This window comes from Actinomadura vinacea, assembly GCF_039532545.1.
Classification (GTDB): Bacteria; Actinomycetota; Actinomycetes; order Streptosporangiales; family Streptosporangiaceae; genus Spirillospora; species Spirillospora vinacea.
In genome coordinates, this window is the sequence record NZ_BAAARW010000011.1 from 396114 (window position 1) to 409754 (window position 13641).

At 70.3% G+C, this 13641-nt stretch carries 13 protein-coding genes; 3 read left to right on the plus strand and 10 right to left on the minus strand.

The features are described 5' to 3' along the window. The first annotated feature begins 99 nt into the window (after positions 1–99). Both ABD340_RS13515 and mug read left to right on the plus strand, forming a co-directional pair. Positions 100–2871, plus strand: a complete 2772-nt coding sequence (locus ABD340_RS13515; protein ID WP_344589241.1) for an aconitate hydratase — start codon at positions 100–102, stop codon at positions 2869–2871. A gap of 62 nt (positions 2872–2933) precedes the next feature. After that, a complete protein-coding gene (gene mug / locus ABD340_RS13520; RefSeq protein WP_344589242.1) occupies positions 2934–3485 on the plus strand; it encodes a G/U mismatch-specific DNA glycosylase in 552 nt (183 codons plus the stop codon). A gap of 17 nt (positions 3486–3502) precedes the next feature. Here mug and ABD340_RS13525 read toward each other — a convergent pair whose 3' ends face one another. From ABD340_RS13525 to idi, 8 genes are all read right to left on the minus strand, one after another. Further along, the gene (locus tag ABD340_RS13525; protein WP_344589243.1) at positions 3503–4117 is read right to left on the minus strand and encodes a Uma2 family endonuclease; all 615 of its coding nucleotides are present in this window, start codon (positions 4115–4117) and stop codon (positions 3503–3505) included. 91 nt (positions 4118–4208) lie between these two features. Next, a complete protein-coding gene (locus tag ABD340_RS13530) occupies positions 4209–4646 on the minus strand; it encodes an ASCH domain-containing protein (RefSeq protein ID WP_344589244.1) in 438 nt (145 codons plus the stop codon). Between the two features lie 216 nt (positions 4647–4862). Further along, on the minus strand, positions 4863–5516 hold the full coding sequence (locus ABD340_RS13535; protein ID WP_344589245.1) for a class F sortase: 654 nt from the start codon (positions 5514–5516) through the stop codon (positions 4863–4865). 1 nt (position 5517) lies between these two features. Then, positions 5518–6351, minus strand: coding sequence for a hypothetical protein (locus ABD340_RS13540; RefSeq protein WP_344589247.1), 834 nt, complete (start codon positions 6349–6351; stop codon positions 5518–5520). A gap of 97 nt (positions 6352–6448) precedes the next feature. After that, a complete protein-coding gene (locus tag ABD340_RS13545; RefSeq protein ID WP_344589612.1) occupies positions 6449–7258 on the minus strand; it encodes a carbohydrate ABC transporter permease in 810 nt (269 codons plus the stop codon). A gap of 113 nt (positions 7259–7371) precedes the next feature. Further along, complete coding sequence (locus ABD340_RS13550; RefSeq protein ID WP_344589248.1) at positions 7372–8277, minus strand: carbohydrate ABC transporter permease; 906 nt, start codon at positions 8275–8277, stop codon at positions 7372–7374. Positions 8278–8362: 85 nt separating this feature from the next. Continuing rightward, entirely contained in the window at positions 8363–9649 is a 1287-nt protein-coding gene (locus ABD340_RS13555) for an ABC transporter substrate-binding protein (protein WP_344589249.1), read from the minus strand. Between the two features lie 129 nt (positions 9650–9778). Continuing rightward, a complete protein-coding gene (gene idi / locus ABD340_RS13560; protein WP_344589251.1) occupies positions 9779–10357 on the minus strand; it encodes an isopentenyl-diphosphate Delta-isomerase in 579 nt (192 codons plus the stop codon). A gap of 161 nt (positions 10358–10518) precedes the next feature. On the opposite strand from idi, the gene dxs reads away from it, so the two are divergent. Continuing rightward, positions 10519–12429: a 1-deoxy-D-xylulose-5-phosphate synthase gene (gene dxs, locus ABD340_RS13565; RefSeq protein ID WP_344589253.1), complete on the plus strand. Its 1911-nt coding sequence runs from the start codon at positions 10519–10521 to the stop codon at positions 12427–12429. Positions 12430–12510: 81 nt separating this feature from the next. Here the strand turns inward: dxs and ABD340_RS13570 are convergent, their stop codons facing one another. Both ABD340_RS13570 and ABD340_RS13575 read right to left on the minus strand, forming a co-directional pair. Further along, positions 12511–13155 (minus strand): hypothetical protein, encoded by a 645-nt coding sequence (locus ABD340_RS13570; protein WP_344589254.1) that lies wholly within the window; start codon positions 13153–13155, stop codon positions 12511–12513. Positions 13156–13271: 116 nt separating this feature from the next. Next, positions 13272–13625, minus strand: a complete 354-nt coding sequence (locus ABD340_RS13575; protein WP_344589255.1) for a hypothetical protein — start codon at positions 13623–13625, stop codon at positions 13272–13274. Positions 13626–13641 lie beyond the last annotated feature (16 nt).

Consider the following 13641-nt stretch of genomic DNA (forward strand, 5'->3'; position numbering starts at 1 on the left):
GGACGGCGGCCCGGTGGGCGCCGGTATATCGACACATGACGCAAACGTCGCGCGCTCACGTCCCGGACCGGACGCGCGGCGGTGACGGAGGAGGAGTCCGTGTCCGCGAACAGCTTCGGCAGCCGTGACACGCTGCAGGTGGGCGAGAAGTCGTACGAGATCTACCGGCTGGACGCCGTCGAGGGCTCGGCCCGGCTCCCGTACAGCCTCAAGGTGCTGCTGGAGAACCTCCTGCGCACCGAGGACGGCGCCAACGTGACCGCCGACCACATCCGCGCGCTGGCCGGCTGGGACTCCCAGGCGCAGCCCAGCAAGGAGATCCAGTTCACCCCGGCCCGGGTGATCATGCAGGACTTCACCGGCGTGCCCTGCGTGGTCGACCTGGCCACCATGCGCGAGGCGGTGCGCGACCTGGGCGGCGACCCGGGCCGGATCAACCCGCTCGCGCCCGCCGAGATGGTCATCGACCACTCCGTCATCGTCGACTACTTCGGCTCGCCCGACGCCTTCGAGCGCAACGTCCAGCGCGAGTACGAGCGCAACGGCGAGCGCTACCAGTTCCTGCGCTGGGGGCAGACCGCCTTCGACGAGTTCAAGGTCGTCCCGCCCGGCACCGGGATCGTGCACCAGGTCAACATCGAGCACCTGGCCCGCGTCGTGTTCGACCGGGAAGGCGTCGCCTACCCCGACACCTGCGTCGGCACCGACTCCCACACCACCATGGAGAACGGCATCGGCGTCCTGGGCTGGGGCGTCGGCGGCATCGAGGCCGAGGCCGCGATGCTGGGCCAGCCGATCTCCATGCTCATCCCGCGGGTGGTCGGCTTCAAGCTGACCGGCAAGCTGCCCGCCGGCACCACCGCCACCGACCTGGTGCTCACGATCACCGAGATGCTGCGCGAGCACGGCGTGGTCGGCAAGTTCGTGGAGTTCTACGGCGAGGGCGTGGCCGCGCTGCCGGTCGCCGACCGCGCCACCATCGGCAACATGAGCCCCGAGTTCGGCTCCACCTGCGCCATCTTCCCGGTCGACGGCGAGACGCTGTCCTACCTGCGGCTCACCGGCCGCTCCGCGGAGCAGGTCGCGCTCGCCGAGGCCTACGCCAAGGCGCAGGGCATGTGGCTCGACCCGTCCGCCGAGCCGGAGTTCTCCGAGTACCTCGAACTCGACCTGTCCACCGTGGTGCCGTCCATCGCCGGGCCCAAGCGCCCGCAGGACCGCATCTCGGTCGCCGAGGCCAAGGAGACCTGGCGCCGCGACGTCCGCGACTATGTCTCCGCCGGCAGCATCCTGGGGCCGACGGACGAGGCGTCCGACGAGTCCTTCCCGGCCTCCGACTCCCCGGCGATCTCGCACGGCGGCAACGGCGACAAGCCGCGCGAGCACGGCACCAACGGCTCCGCCCGGCCGAACACCCCCACCCCGGTGACGCTCGCCGACGGCACCTCGTTCGAGATCGACCACGGCGCGGTCGTCATCGCCGCGATCACCTCCTGCACCAACACCTCGAACCCGTACGTCATGGTCGGCGCCGGGCTGCTGGCCAAGAAGGCGGTGGAGAAGGGCCTGACCCGCAAGCCGTGGGTCAAGACCTCGCTGGCCCCCGGCTCCCAGGTCGTCACCGGCTACCTGGAGCGCTCGGGCCTCGCCCCGTACCTGGACAAGATCGGCTACAACCTGGTCGGCTACGGCTGCACCACCTGCATCGGCAACTCCGGCCCGCTGCAGGAGGAGATCTCCAAGGCGGTCAACGACGCCGACCTGGCCGTCACCTCCGTCCTGTCGGGCAACCGCAACTTCGAGGGCCGCATCAACCCCGACGTGAAGATGAACTACCTGGCCTCCCCGCCGCTGGTGGTCGCCTACGCGCTCGCGGGCTCGATGGACATCGACATCCTCAACGACCCCATCGCCGACGGCGCCGACGGGCCGGTCTACCTGCGCGACATCTGGCCGTCCGCCGAGGAGGTCAAGGAGATCGTCGAGAGCTCCATCGGCCAGGAGATGTTCCTGCAGGACTACGCCGACGTGTTCAAGGGCGACGCGCGCTGGCAGGAGCTGGCGATCCCGACCGGCGACACCTTCGAGTGGGACCCGGCCTCCACCTACGTCCGCAAGGCCCCCTACTTCGACGGCATGGGCATGGAGCCCGCCCCGGTCGCCGACATCGCCGGCGCCCGCGTGCTGGCCAAGCTGGGCGACTCGGTCACCACCGACCACATCTCCCCGGCCGGCGCCATCAAGGTCGGCACCCCCGCCGCCCAGTACCTCCAGGACAACGGCGTCACCGCCAAGGACTTCAACTCCTACGGCTCGCGCCGCGGCAACCACGAGGTCATGATCCGCGGCACGTTCGCCAACATCCGGCTGCGCAACCAGCTGCTGGACGGCGTCGAGGGCGGCTACACCCGCGACTTCACCCAGGACGGCGCGCCCCAGTCGTTCATCTACGACGCCGCGCAGAACTACGCCGCCCAGGACGTCCCGCTGGTCGTCATCGCGGGCAAGGAGTACGGGTCCGGCTCGTCCCGCGACTGGGCCGCCAAGGGCACCGCGCTGCTGGGCGTCCGCGCCGTCATCGCCGAGTCGTACGAGCGGATCCACCGCTCCAACCTCATCGGCATGGGCGTCCTCCCGCTGCAGTTCAAGGAGGGCGAGTCCGCCGAGTCCCTCGGCCTGACCGGCACCGAGACCTTCGACATCACGGGCGTCACCAGGCTCAACGAGGAGGGCGTCCCGGACGAGGTCGCGGTGAGGGCCGACGGCAAGGAGTTCACCGCCACCGTCCGCATCGACACCCCGGGCGAGGCCGACTACTACCGCAACGGCGGCATCATGCAGTACGTCCTGCGCAACCTCCTGCGCAAGTAACGGACAACCGCGACGGGCCGCCCCTTCGCAGGGGCGGCCCGTTCCGCACGTAGCCTGTTCTGATGCGTCCTACGAAGGCGGATTTGGAGGCGGCCCGAGACCGGGTCATCCCGGACGTCCTCCCTCCCGAGGGCGCGCCCCTGCGCGTCCTGTTCTGCGGCATCAACCCGGGGCTCTACTCAGGTGCGACGGGGCACCATTTCGCCCGACCGGGGAACCGATTCTGGCCGGCCCTGCACCGCTCGGGCTTCACCGACCGGCAGCTGGCGCCCGCCGAGCAGGACCTCCTGCCCTCGTACGGCCTGGGCATCACCAACCTCGCGCACCGGACCACGGCTCGCGCCGACGAGCTGACCGACGAGGAACTGCGCGAGGGCGGCCGCCGTTTGCGCGCCCTGGTCGACCGCCATCACCCCTCCTGCCTGGCCGTGGCCGGAGTCACCGCGTACCGCACCGCGTTCCACGCGCCCCGCACGCGGATCGGCCCGCAGGACGAGAGTTTCGGCCCCGCCCGCCTCTGGGTACTACCGAACCCCAGTGGCCTCAACGCCTCATGGCCCCTGGACAAGCTGGCCGAGGAGTTCGCCCGTCTGCGCGAGGGCGCTACGGCTTGAGGCGGGACAGCCGCCCGTCAGAACTCGGTCATGATGCAAGGGTCGAAGCGAACGTTGATCGATTCGTCCGCCTCGATGACGGCCTCCAGCAGCGCACCCTCCGAGATCACCCCATGGGAACGGTAGGTGCCCGCGCCGTCGTCCAAAACCAGGACCTGGATCTTGGGTCGGGGCGTGAACTCAGCCAGCCAGTACTGGGGGATGCGGACGCCCGCGTACTCCTGGAGCTTGCGCACACGGTCGCTGCGTTCGCTGCCGCTGCCCGGCGAGATGACCTCCACCACCAGCAGGAGTTCACTTCCCGGGATCGTGATCGGGCTGCGATCCACGATCGCCGCGCGCGCCACGTCGATCGGCACCATGAAGACATCCGGTTTGCGGACGCCCGCAGGGGTGCTGATCTCCCAGTCGCCGCCGCCCGCGACAAAGACCTTCGCGCCGGCATCTTCGGCGGCGGCCTCGAGATACTTGCGCAGCCTCTCCGCCGCCCAGTTGTGCGGTGCGCTCGGAGACAACTCGATCAGCCACCCATCCTCAAGCTCCAGGCCCTTGCCGTCGTCCTCTCGGGCGTGCAGGTCCTCGATCGTGTACGGGCCGAATCCGCCATGGTTATGCGTCAGCGCAATGCTCATGGCCCGCTCCCATCGGTGGCGTGACGGATCAACGTTGGGACCACGTTACCCCCGGGCGCCGTGATCTCTCAGAGTAGCCACTCCAGTGCGGTCAGGAGGCGGGGTTGGAAGATGTGGGGGCGAGCATGGTCTGGACCTTGGCCATGAGGGTGGGGCTGGGTTCCCACAGGCTTGGACGGCCCAGGGCGACGATCGGGCGGGGCAGGGCGCGCACGGAGGTCAGCTGCCAGTGGTGGGCCCCCGCCTCGGCCCACGGGCCGCAGTCGCACGGGCCGCCCTGCGCACCGGCGGAGCAGACGTCGTCGAGCTCGGCCATGGCGATGGCGGCGCCGATGGTGGCCAGCGGGTCGCGCGGGTCCCAGCCTGCGGCGCGGACCAGCGGCGAGTCGCAGGCCTTGAGGTCGACGCGCATGGACGCGTGGATGATGAGCGGGCCGCGGTAGGCGGTCGGCACTGCCTGGTTGGAGATCGCCCTGCCACCACGGGCGATGGCGAACGCCCACGGCTGCTGAATGCTGATCGCCTGCACGGGGTCTCCTTCTCGTGCTGGACAGGTTCCCGTTGCCGCTTCGGACGGATCTGCTCGACCGGGCCGGTGAACGGGTACAGAAAGTGATTTTCCCCGATTTGTCGTGATCGGCAACCCGGGCGTGCCGGGCGGGAACCGTTCCCCCTCCGGATGGGGGAGGGGGAACGGCGCCGGATCCGCGGGGCGCGGCGGCCCGGTATCGGGCTCGTCCGCAGGTCAGGCCGCCTCGACCAGCTTGGCATAGGTGATCAGGTTGTTCTTGTAGTGGCCGGTGCTGGTGTCGAACGCGCCACCGCAGGTGACCAGGCGCAGCGAGGAGTAGTCGATCTCCTCGCCGAACACCTTCTGGTGCGGGAAGGCGTTCTTGTCGACGCTCTGCAGGCGCTGCACCGCGAAGGTCGCGGTGGAACCGTCCTGCCGAACCACCTGGATGAGGTCGCCCGGCTTCAGCTCCTTGAGCCGGTAGAAGACGGCCGCCTTCTTGTTGGCGTCCACATGGCCCAGGATCACCGCCGGACCGGCCTCGCCGGGCGTGACGCCCTCCTTGTACCAGCCGGTCAGGTTGGGACGGCTCAGCGGCGGCTCCTCGATCCGCCCGTCCGGCCGCAGCCCGATCTGGGACACCGGCGCCGACACGCCGATCTTGCCGATCTTGATCGTCTCCGGCAGCGACTCGCTCATCGGCGCCGCGTCCCGGGTCGCCGTGCGCGCGGCGGAGGGCGAGGGGGAGCCGGCCGCCGCGGGCGAGGACGGGGGCGCGACGCCGTCGTCGCCGCCACCGCAGGCGGTCAGCAGAAGACCGGAGAGCAGCACGCCGGCCGCCGCGGCCAGTACGCGGCGGCCGGCGGGCGTGGCCGTGCGCTCGGGCAACTCAGGAACGCTCCTGCCCGGTCCGGCGGCGCAGCGACGCGATGCCCAGCCCCGCGGCCGCCAGTACGGCGCCGCCGCCCGCCAGCAGGACGGCCGATCCGTCGCCGCCGGTCACGGTGCTGCCGTCACCGGTGTCGATCCGCCCGCTCGGGATCTTGCCCGACGGCTTCTTCGGGGTCAGGTCGCCCTTCTCCGGGCTGGTGGAGTACTTGACCGAGCCGTGGCCCTTGCAGGTCACGGTGGCGAGCGTGGGGTCGGGCAGCGACGACTTGAGCGTTCCCGTCGCGGTCCAGGTGTTCTTGCCGGTCTTCTTCACCGGCAGCGGGTTCTTGGTGTAGCCGTTGCTGGTGATGCTGACGGCCGCGGGGCAGGTGACCGTGAACGTGGTCTTGCCGCCGGGGACGACGCGGCGCGTCGACAGCTTCACGTCGTCGTACCCGAAGTCGAACTTCGGCGGCACGGGAGGCTTGTCGTCGTCCTTCTGAGGCGTCGTCGACACAGTGAGGTTGCTCGTGCCGCCGTCGAAGGGGCAGGTGAACTTGGCGGTGTACTTCGTACCGGGCGTCAGGTTCTTCTTGGTCGCGGTGGTGGATTTCCAACCTTCGCTGGCCCCTCCGACCCAGATGGGCGTCGCGGCGAACAGGGTATTCGCGCCCTCCGGCTTCGGGGCCTCTTCGCACTCGGTCACTTTGAGCGTGAGACTGTCGCCTGGCTTGAACGCCTCGGGGGTGACCGTGAGCTCTGGGGCCGCGTACGCGGGGCCTGCGGTCAGGGCGAGAGCTCCCAGGCCGATGGCGCCGGCGGCGCCGACCGCGGCCAGTCGTCTGAAGGTCATGACATTCCCTATGGTCAGGCGGGGTTCATTGTCACTGGCCTTTATACGACGCTTATGTGGCCGCTGGGGTTGACGTGAATTTCGCCTTTCCTGCTGATCAGCCCTTGAGGGCGCCTGCCATCAGCCCGCGCATGAAAAAGCGGCCGAGCAGGAGATAGACCAGCAGGGTGGGCAGCGACGCCAGAAGCGCCGAGGCCATCTGCTGGTTGTACTGGACGGCCACCGCCCCGGAACCGGCGGTGTTGTTGAGCAGCACCGTCACCGGCCAGCTGTCGGGCGCGCCGAGGAAGACCGCGAAAAGGAAGTCGTTCCACGCCGAGGTGAACTGCCAGATCAGCGTCACCGCGAACGCCGGGCCGGACACCGGCAGGACGATCGACCAATAGGTGCGCAGCATTCCGGCGCCGTCCACCCGGGCGGCCTCGATCAGCTCGTCCGGGATCGTGACGTAGTAGTTCCGGAAGATCAGCGTGCAGATCGGGATGCCGTACACCACGTGCGTGAGGACGAGCCCGCGAATGGTGCCGACCAGTTCGATGTCGGTGAGCATCCCGGCCAGCGGGATCATCACCGCCTGGTAGGGGATGAACATGCCGAAGAGGAACAGCGTGAACACCGCGTCCGCGCCGGGGAAGCGCCATTTCGACAGCACGTAGCCGTTCAGCGAGCCCAGCACGGCCGAGATCAGCGACGCCGAGACCGCGATCTTGACGCTGTTCTCCAGGCCCGGCCGCAGCGTCTCCCAGGCCGACGACCAGCCCTGCGTGCTCCAATCCCTCGGCAGGTTCCAGGCGGTGCTCGGATCGGCCTCCTGGAGCGGCTTGAAGCTGGTGACGAGGAGGACGTACACCGGCATCAGGAAGACCAGCAGGAACGCCATCAGGATGGCGAACCGGATGATCCGCATCGTGCGCGGGTCGCGCAGCCGCGGGGGCCGGGCCCGGGGCGCCTTCGCCGTGCTCACGGCGGGCCCTCCCCGGGGGCGGTCCCGCAGCCCTTCCTCCTTGACGGCCCCGCCGCTCATCGGGTGCGCTCCGCCCGGACGGACCAGACCAGGTAGGGGATCACCAGCACCGCCACCGCGAGCAGCAGGTAGGTGGCGATGGTGGCGCCGTTGGCCGGGTCGTGCGAGTCGAACACCTCCACGTACGTGGCGATGGCCGGCACGTACGTGATGATCTGCTTGCCCGCGATCGCCATGATCAGGTCGAACACCTTCAGCGAGATATGGCCGAGAATGATCAGCGCGGAGAGCGTCACCGGGCGCAGCTGCGGAAAGACCACGTACCGGTAGACCTTCCACTCGGAGGCGCCGTCGACCCGGGCGGCCTCGCGCAGATCGTCCGGGACGGCGCGGAAGCCGGCGAGATAGAGCGCCATGACATATCCCGACATCTGCCAGATCGCGGGGAGTGCCATGGCCGCCATTCCCCAGTCGGGGTTCTGCCACCAGTTGTTGGCCAGCGCGTCCAGCCCGGTCTTGTTGAAGAGCTGGTTGAGACCGACCGCGCGTTCGGGCGGCGCGGGGTTCATCAGCCACCGCCACACCACCCCGCTGGCGATGAACGAGATCGCCATCGGGAACAGGTAGACGGCGCGGAACCCGGCCTCCCACTGGATCCCCTTCTCCATGAGGAACGCCAGGAAGGCGCCCAGCAGGAGCGCGCCGCCCACGAAGACCACGGTGAACAGGAGAGCGTGGCGGACGGCGGGCGGCCAGCTCGGGTCGTCCCACAGGTCGACGAAGTTCTTGCCCTTGTCGAACCCGTACGGGGTGACCTCGTCGTGCCGGCCGCTCACCGCGACCCGCGTGTTCCAGAAGATCAGGCCGTACACGAACAGGCCGATCGCCAGGATCGACGGCGAGACCAGCAGGAGTCCTGGGAGCCATCGTCGGCCGCGTCCCAGCGTCCACCGGCGTCTCACGCGGGTGCTCTCCAATCGGTCGGGTGCGGGACGGGCCCGGCGGCCGGCGACCGCGGCACCGCCGCGCCGCCGCCGGGCCGGTGGGTCACTGCGCGTTGCTCTTGGCCGCCGTCACCAGCGCCTGCTGCAGCGTGCCCACGTTCTTGCTCTGCAGGAAGAGGCCGACCGCCTGGTCGATGTCGGTGTGCCACTTCTTGTTGGCGTACACGCCGTGCCAGAACGAGCCCGCGAGCTTGACGCCGGGCTTGTTCCATTCGTTGAAGGCGTACTCGAGGTAGTCCTTGTAGAGGCTCTTGTCGGCGTCCTTGCGCGCGGGGATGGAGCCCTTCTTCGGGTTGAAGATGTCCTGGCCCTCCTTGCTGGAGACCTGCTTGAGCCAGGCCAGGGCGCCGCCGCGGTGCGGGGCGTTGCGCGGCAGGGTGAAGCTGTCCGACAGCCACATGTAGGTGCCCTCGGTGCCCGGGGACGGCGCGTACTTGAAGTCGGTGTCCAGCTTCTTGCCGAGCCCGTTGGGCGCGGGGTTCACGAAGTAGCCGTATGCCCAGTCGCCCATGATGTTGAACGCGGCCTTGCCGTCCACGACCGCCTTGGACGCGCCCTGCCAGTCGGTGGACGCCGCCTCCGCCGTGGTGTACTTCATGATCTCGGCGAAGTCGGTGAGCGCCTTGGTGACCGCGGGGGTGCTCCAGTCGCCGCCCGGCTTCCACAGCGCGTTGTAGGCGTCCGTGCCCAGGTCGCCCAGCAGGACGTTCTCCAGCAGGTGGTCGGCGGTCCACTGGGCGCCCAGCGACAGCGGCACCTTGCCGGTCTTGTCCTTGACCGCCTTCAGCGCGGTGATGAACTCGGCGATCGTCTTGGGCGGCCCGGAGACCCCGGCGTCCTCCAGGATCTTGGGGTTGTACCAGAGGACGTTGGAGCGGTGGATGTTCACCGGCACCGAGTAGATCTTGCCCTGGTAGGTGATCTGCTCCAGCAGTTGCTGCGGGTAGGCCTGCTTGAGGTTGTTCTCCTCATAGAAGGAGTCGAGCGGCTCGATCTGCCCGGCCTTGATGTAGTCCAGCAGCTCGGCGCCGGCGTGGCCCTGGAAGGAGTCCGGCGGCTTGCGGTTCTGCAGCCGGCTGGCCAGCACGGCCTGCGCCTGGGTGCCCGAGCCGCCGGCGATCGCCGCGTTGTTGAACTTGGTCCCCGGGTTCTTCTTCTCGAAGTCGGCCTGCAACGCCTTCAGTCCGTCGGCCTCACCCGGGCCGGTCCACCAGGAGAACACCTCCACCTGGGAGGTGTCGCCTCCGCCGTCGTCGCCTCCGCCGCAGCCGGACAGCGCCAGCACGCCGCTGATGGCCACGGCGGCGAACGCCTTCCACCGTCCTCGCATCGCACGTCCCTTCGTCACCCAGAAGAACAAGCGTCTGCTCGGACGGTCGGAGGGGTCAACAGCCGCAGGAGAAAAGTGATCTCGCGGTTACCCGGGGGCGGCCGGGTGGTGATGATCGTGGTCGAGCCGTTACCAAACCAGGGCCGGCGGAAGGCCGCCGGTGCCCGCGTCCGGCCAGTCCGGCGGCGCGCCGAGCGGGGCCAGCTCGGCGATCTGCAGCCGGAACCAGGGGGAGGACTCGGGGCGCTCGGCCAACGCGAGGCATTCCTCCCACGTCCACCACTGCGCGTCCTCGACCTCCTTGGGGTCGGGGCGGACGGACGCCGCGGCCGAGGTGACGGCGCGCACGACCGGGCAGCGCTCGTTCTCCACCGTTCCGTCGGCCGCGGTGGCCCGGTAGCGGAAGCCGGGCAGGACCGGTACCACCGCGCGGGCCGCGACGCCCAGCTCGTCGCGAAGCCGCCGCAGCACCGCCGCGCGCAGCCCCTCGCCGGGGCCGGGGTGGCCGCAGCAGCTGCCCGTCCACACGCCTGGGAAGGTCCGCTTGACCAGCGCACGCCGCGTGATCAGGACCTTGCCGTCCGTGTCCACCAGAAAGCATGAAAAAGCCAGGTGGTAGGGGGTGTCCCTGTGGTGGCTCGGCACCTTGGGCGCCGACCCGACGGCTTCGCCGGCCTCATTGAGCAGCACGATCTCTTCGACACCCATGCCCCCTTCCTACCGCATGGGCCCCCTCCATGCGCGTGAGGATTCTGTGCGGGAAACGTGAGGGAAATCGGCCGCCGGTTCGCCGAAGGCAAAGCGGGACTAAACTCGGAACGGCCCGACGACCAGGGGCAGTGGGGCCCCTGATGGAGGAGTTGACGCGCGTGTCTCTGCTGGAGTCGATCAAGGGTCCGGAGGACCTCAAACGACTGGACGCCACGCAGGTGCCGCGGCTCGCCGGGGAGATCCGGGAGTTCCTCGTGGACGCCGTGGCCAAGACCGGCGGTCACCTGGGGCCCAACCTGGGGGTCGTCGAGCTCACCATCGCGCTGCACCGGGTCTTCGACTCGCCGCGCGACAAGATCCTTTTCGACACCGGACACCAGGCCTACGTCCACAAGCTGCTCACCGGCCGGCACGACTTCGGCCTGCTCAAGCAGCGCGGCGGCCTGTCGGGCTACCCGAGCCGGGCCGAGTCCGACCACGACATCATCGAGAACTCGCACGCCTCCACCGCGCTGTCGTACGCCGACGGCCTGGCCAAGGCGTTCGAGCTGCGCGGCGAGGGCGACCGGGTCGTGGTGCCCGTGGTCGGCGACGGCGCGCTCACCGGCGGGATGTGCTGGGAGGCCCTCAACAACATCGCCGAGGGCGCGGACCGCCGCGTCATCATCGTGGTGAACGACAACGGCCGCTCCTACTCGCCGACCATCGGCGGGCTGGCCAGCCACCTGGCCGACCTGCGCGTCACCTCCACCTACGAGACCGCGCTGGAGCTGGTCAAGAAGACCGTCCCGCGGGCCCCGGTCGTCGGCAACGTCGCCTACGAGGCGCTGCACGGCATCAAGAAGGGCCTCAAGGACATCCTGCAGCCGCAGGCCATGTTCGAGGACCTCGGCCTCAAGTACGTCGGGCCCATCGACGGCCACGACGAGCAGGCCGTCGAGCACGCGCTGCGCAAGGCGCACGACTTCGGCGGCCCGGTGATCGTGCACTGCATCACCAGCAAGGGCCACGGCTACGCGCCCGCGGAGAACGACGAGGAGGAGCAGTTCCACTCGCCGGGGCCGTACGACCGCGAGACCGGCGTGCAGAAGCCCAAGGGCCGGATCTGGACGAACGTGTTCAGCGAGGAGATGGTCGAGCTCGGCGCCGAGCGTCCCGACATCGTCGGGATCACCGCGGCGATGCTGCACCCGGTGGGGCTGGCCGCGTTCGCCGACGCCTACCCCGACCGGATCTACGACGTCGGCATCGCCGAGCAGCACGCGGTCACCTCGGCGGCCGGGCTGGCGATGGGCGGCATGCACCCGGTGGTGGCGATCTACGCCACGTTCCTCAACCGGGCCTTCGACCAGGTGCTGATGGACGTGGCGCTGCACCGGCAGGCGGTCACGTTCGTCCTGGACCGGGCCGGTGTCACCGGCGACGACGGGCCCAGCCACAACGGCATGTGGGACCTGTCGATCCTGCAGCTGGTCCCGGGCATGCGGATCGCGGTGCCGCGGGACGGCGCGCGGGTGCGCGAGCTGCTGCGCGAGGCGGTCGCGGTCGACGACGCCCCCACCGCGCTGCGCTTCCCCAAGGGCCCGGTCGCCGACGACATCGAGGCGGTCGGCTCGCTCGGCGGCATGGACGTCCTGGCCCGGCACGACGGCGCCAACGGCACCCGGGTGCTGGTGGTCGCGGCCGGCGCGATGGCCACCCCGGCGGTCGAGGTCGGCGAGCGGCTCGCCGCCCAGGGCATCGGCGCCACCGTGGTCGACCCGCGCTGGGTCAAGCCGCTCGACCCGGCGCTGGTGACGGCCGCGGCCGAGCACAGCATGGTCGCGGTGGTGGAGGACAACGGCCGGGTCGGCGCGGTCGGCGACGCGGTGGCGCGGCTGCTGCGCGACGCCGCCGTGGACACGCCCGTCCGCACGTTCGGGATCCCGCAGGAGTTCCTCGACCACGCCAAGCGGGCCATGATCCTGGCCGATCTGGGGCTGACCCCGCAGGAGCTGGCCCGCGACATCATCGAGGCGGTGTCCCGGGCCACCTCGAGCGAGGCCCGGGAGCCCGCACCGTCCGACTGACCCCGTCCGGCCGGCCCGTCCGGACGGGGTCAGTCCGACCGGCCCTGTCCGACCGGCCCGGCCGTGTCTCCGGCGGCCGGGTCAGGGGCCGAACGCGCCCCCGCGGAACTCGGCCGGCATCGGTGGCGGGGCGGGCATCCGCGGCTCCGGAGGCATCGCGGGCTCGGCCGGCATGCGCATCCAGTCCCGTCGTCCCACGTGCTTGACCGGCCCGCGGCGCGTCTTCTTGTGCACGCGGCGCTTGACGGGCTTGCTCGGCGCGGCGTGCCCCCTCGCCGGGCGAGCCGCGCCCTTGCCTGCCGGTGCGCCCTGCCGGGCGGGTGCGGCCTGCCCGGCCGGCGTGCCGGAAGCGGCGGGCTTGGCCGGCGCGGCCTGGGCTTGCTGCCCGCTCGTCGGGCCGGCCGCGTCGGGCTTCTGGCCCGGGGCGGTCTTCGCTCCGGCCTGACCTGATCCGCCGGCCGCAGGCTGCCCGGGCGCCGCCGGGTCGGCGACGCTCTGCGTCTGCTGGACGGTGGCCCCGCGCGCGGTCGCGAGGTAGTAGGAGTCGGTGTAGTACGTGCGCCCGTCGCGGCCGACGCTCACGTCGCGGACGTGCAGTGCCGCCCCGGCGGGCCGCGCGACCGCCTCGGTCGAGGAGTGCGCTGCGGCGGGGGCGGAGTTCTCGGCCCACGTCATCGTGGGCGTGCCCGCGATGAGGCCGAACGCGGCGAGGCTTGGCAGAGCCATGCGACGCGCGGAGCGGTTGTTCATCGAATTCCCTTCAAGAATCCGGAGCCGGGAACGGCCCCGCCCGCGGGTGCGGGCGGGGCCTGGAGCCGGGAACGCGTCCCGATCCGGGTGCGTCAGTCGGCGTAGCTGAAGAGGTTCCAGGACGCGGCGCCGTGCTTGTCGGCGACGGCTCCGAACTTCTTGTAGATGGCCTTGCCGCCGTTCTTCTGGTGGCCGTTGTCGCCCTTGTTGTCCTTGCCCTCATCGCCGCTGCGGCGCTGGTTGTTCCCCTCCTTGCCCTGCTCGTGGCCCTGCTCGTGGTGGTGGCCGTTGCTGGCGAAGGAGGTGACACCGAACGACGCGGCGCCCTTCGGGCCGGCGAACTGCGCCTCGCGGGAGTGGTAGGTGTCGGCCATGGCGGCCGCCCCGAACATGGTCATGCCGGCGGCGGCGAAACCGACGATCGCGAGGCGTTGCAGGTTGTTCATGTCTGTTTTTCCCTTT

Coding starts and splice junctions, on each gene's coding strand:
- ABD340_RS13570 (WP_344589254.1), bottom strand. CDS start 13,155: ATGGCTCTGCCAAGCCTCGCCGCGTTCGGCCTCATCGCGGGCACGCCC.
- ABD340_RS13545 (WP_344589612.1), bottom strand. CDS start 7,258: ATGCGGATCATCCGGTTCGCCATCCTGATGGCGTTCCTGCTGGTCTTC.
- ABD340_RS13540 (WP_344589247.1), bottom strand. CDS start 6,351: ATGACCTTCAGACGACTGGCCGCGGTCGGCGCCGCCGGCGCCATCGGC.
- ABD340_RS13525 (WP_344589243.1), bottom strand. CDS start 4,117: ATGAGCATTGCGCTGACGCATAACCATGGCGGATTCGGCCCGTACACG.
- idi (WP_344589251.1), bottom strand. CDS start 10,357: ATGGGTGTCGAAGAGATCGTGCTGCTCAATGAGGCCGGCGAAGCCGTC.
- ABD340_RS13575 (WP_344589255.1), bottom strand. CDS start 13,625: ATGAACAACCTGCAACGCCTCGCGATCGTCGGTTTCGCCGCCGCCGGC.
- mug (WP_344589242.1), top strand. CDS start 2,934: ATGCGTCCTACGAAGGCGGATTTGGAGGCGGCCCGAGACCGGGTCATC.
- ABD340_RS13555 (WP_344589249.1), bottom strand. CDS start 9,649: ATGCGAGGACGGTGGAAGGCGTTCGCCGCCGTGGCCATCAGCGGCGTG.